The 2,919-nt window shown below is 49.2% G+C and carries 2 protein-coding genes and 1 pseudogene; all 3 read right to left on the bottom strand.

Annotation, left to right across the window (positions count from 1 at the left end):
- Positions 1-333, bottom strand: a pseudogene (locus tag ACEW8S_RS20480) (1,4-beta-xylanase); the annotation flags it as partial.
- 4 nt (positions 334-337) lie between these two features.
- On the bottom strand, positions 338-1,708 hold the full coding sequence (locus ACEW8S_RS20475) for a glucoamylase family protein (protein ID WP_373519965.1): 1,371 nt from the start codon (positions 1,706-1,708) through the stop codon (positions 338-340).
- Positions 1,709-1,710: 2 nt separating this feature from the next.
- Positions 1,711-2,919, bottom strand: a 1,209-nt coding sequence (locus ACEW8S_RS20470; protein WP_373519964.1) for a RagB/SusD family nutrient uptake outer membrane protein, incomplete at its 5' end; no start/stop codon positions are given.

Below are 2,919 nucleotides of genomic sequence, written 5' to 3'. Positions count from 1 at the left end.
AGAGCCCGAAGGGTCTCCGGCGACGTAAAGCACGGAATCCCTATAATTGAAAGCCGCGGGGGCGTTCGAGCCTTGAAAGTACCACTGCTTGGGTTTGATAAACGTCCATTCGTCCATATCCTTTGAATGCCAATAGCCCATAGAACGGGTGACGAACATATAATATTCATCCTTAAAACAAACTACCGCCGGATCCGCTCCCGAACGGTACGAAAGATCCTTGTGGGCATTATAGATCATATTGGTGTAGTCGATATTGATTGGGTTGCAGTAGGTTTCGGTTTGCGCAGAGGCGCTCGATCCAAAACAAAAAAGTAGAAGGATGGCTGCCATTTTTTTAATTCCCATAACTAAAACCAAGTTTATCGAGGCCTGCACGAACATCCTCGTTTTGCATAAAGAGATTCCAAAGCAATCCGCTTCTATAGTTCTCGATCATCACCGGAATCGGCCCTTGGTCAATAGCCAGATATCGGGGCACGTACCAATCGTTTTGGAGGCTAAAAGCATCGTAAGGACCGTATTTGCCGATCAGGCTATCCTGTTCGGTGTAAAGATACCGCAAAAACCCCATGCTCTCATCGGGGGTGTAAGGCATGGAGGATAATGCCGCCGTTGGGGAAATGACCCCCAGGTCTTTGTCGGGCCGGTGCCCGGCATAACCTTTTATGGAATAGCTCGAGGTTAGGCCCCATAGATTTTTTCCATACCCTTTATAGCCGTTCGGATTGTCAACGGCGTATCTATAATGGATTAGGGCATGGTTCCGGTTCAGTTTCCAATAATCGCCGTATTGATCGGTAAGTCCGTTGGGGTTTAGCCCCAAATACGAATAATGGGCCCAGAAGAGCGGACCTACGGGGGATCGGTCGTGCTCATAATGGTCCAATACGGTTTCCAAGTCGTAGAAAACCGTATCCTTGGCAATTGCCCCATTTCGGGCCCATCCTTGTTCGTATACTTCCTTTTTTATGGGATGTTTAGTAGAGGCCGCTGCTAAAATATACATGATAAGGGCCTCATTGTAGCCGCCCACGGGAAAGTCCATCTCCCATTTATACTCCGGGGACCAATGCCAGTACAGCACGTTCTCGCCTTGGGTGTACCAGTCCCATTCCACTCCTTCCCAGAGTTTTTGGATTTTAACGGCCAATTTTTTTTCCCTTTCGGTCCCGTCCTTGAAATACTCCTTTCCGGTCAATAGGCCCTGTATCAAGAATGCGGTTTCCACCAGGTCGCCCCCGTTGTCCTTTTTGCTGAAGGGCGCCGTTTTGCCGTCGGGCATCAACCAATGGGGCCATACGCCGTGAAAGCGATCGGCCTTGGCCAAAAAATCGATGGCCTTTTCGTAGCGTTTCAAAGCCTGTTCACGGGTTATAAATCCGCGTTCGACCCCGACAAGAATGGCCATCAAGCCGAAGCCCGATCCACCAATGGTTATAATATCCTTGTCATGCGTGGGATAGACATCATCCATATGGATGCGTTCCCTGGCCAGGCCGGATGTCGGCTCGGCGCCCTCCCAGAAATAATCGAAGGTTTGGCGTTGCACCTTGTCCAACAATTCGTCATCGGAAAGGTATAATGCGGTTTCTGTTGTGGGCGAGTTGCTCTTTTCGTCGGGTTTTTTTTTGCCGTCGCAGCCTGTGGCCAAGGACACCATGGCAATTAGAATTAAATTTAGGATCGGCAAAGACGTTTTTCCCATTTTTAATAACCCGGATTTTGCTCAAGAACACCATCGCTCAAGGAAATTTGGTTGGCGGGTATGGGAAACAGTTCGTTGACACCCGCTTCAAATTGGGTTCCACGGGCCTGTAGAACCTCTGCGGCACGGCCTTGGCGTACCAGGTCGAGAAAACGATCACCCTCTAGGGCAAGTTCGACCCTTCGCTCGTTCCAAATGATTGTTCGGAGGGCACTTTGATCGGTTTCGGTGATATCATCGAGGCCCGCACGGTTCCTGACCCTGTTCAAACTCTCCAAGGCCGCGGCCGTATTGCCCAATTCGTTGTTGGCCTCGGCATTCATCAATAGAATTTCCGCAAAACGCAGTATTTGAATGTTCGCATCGGCATTGTTATTACAATTGTTCCGTAGATAATCGGATTCCGGAATATATACTTTTTGGTTGTACCGGATCGGATTATCGGGGTTGTTGCCCGCCGTGATCAAGTCGCCTTCAGGGGTAGTCTCTCCTACGAAAAGGATGGAGGCATCCCTTCTTAAATCACCATCTTCATATGCATTTACCAGATCTTCGGAAGGGGAATTGAAACCCCAACCGAACTGTTGGCGTACCCCTTGATGCTGCCCATACTGGGAATCGGCCTCACAATTGCCATCGGCGGTGGACTGTATCTCGAAAATGGATTCCACATTATATTCGTTTTGATAGCGGAACAATTCGTAATAATCGGGAAAAAGCTCGTAGCCCATACCCATTACCTCTTGGGTCAACGATACGACCTGATCCCAAGTTTCACCGTACAGGTACACTTTGGCCAACAATCCTTTGGCGGCACCTTTTGTTGCCCTTCCCACATTGATCGGATCATAAGTGACCGGTAGGGCTTCGGCGGCTTCAGTCAGGTTCGAGATCACAAATTGATACACCTCTTCTGCCGTATTTCTTGGAATGTTGTAAACATCGTCTTCCGGAATGCCGTCGTAAATGGGGACACCCCCATAGACCCTTACCAAATTGAAGTAATGGTAGCCCCTGAAGAACTTCGCCTCAGCCAGCAATCGTGTTTTCAAGTTTTCGTCCATGGCTATTCCGGGAACGTTGGTCAAAACCTGATTGGCCAGATTGATGCCCCTGAACTGACCGGTCCAGTACAGATTGATCATTTCCGCAGTGGCGTCGAAAACAAAATCGTTGAAATCGTTCAGAAAGGCGGCATCGCCCGAACTGCT

Source organism: Pricia sp. (genome assembly GCF_041745955.1).
Taxonomy (GTDB): domain Bacteria; phylum Bacteroidota; class Bacteroidia; order Flavobacteriales; family Flavobacteriaceae; genus Pricia.
The sequence above is the reverse complement of the archived record's forward strand: the minus strand, read 5'-3'. Positions and strand labels throughout refer to the sequence as shown.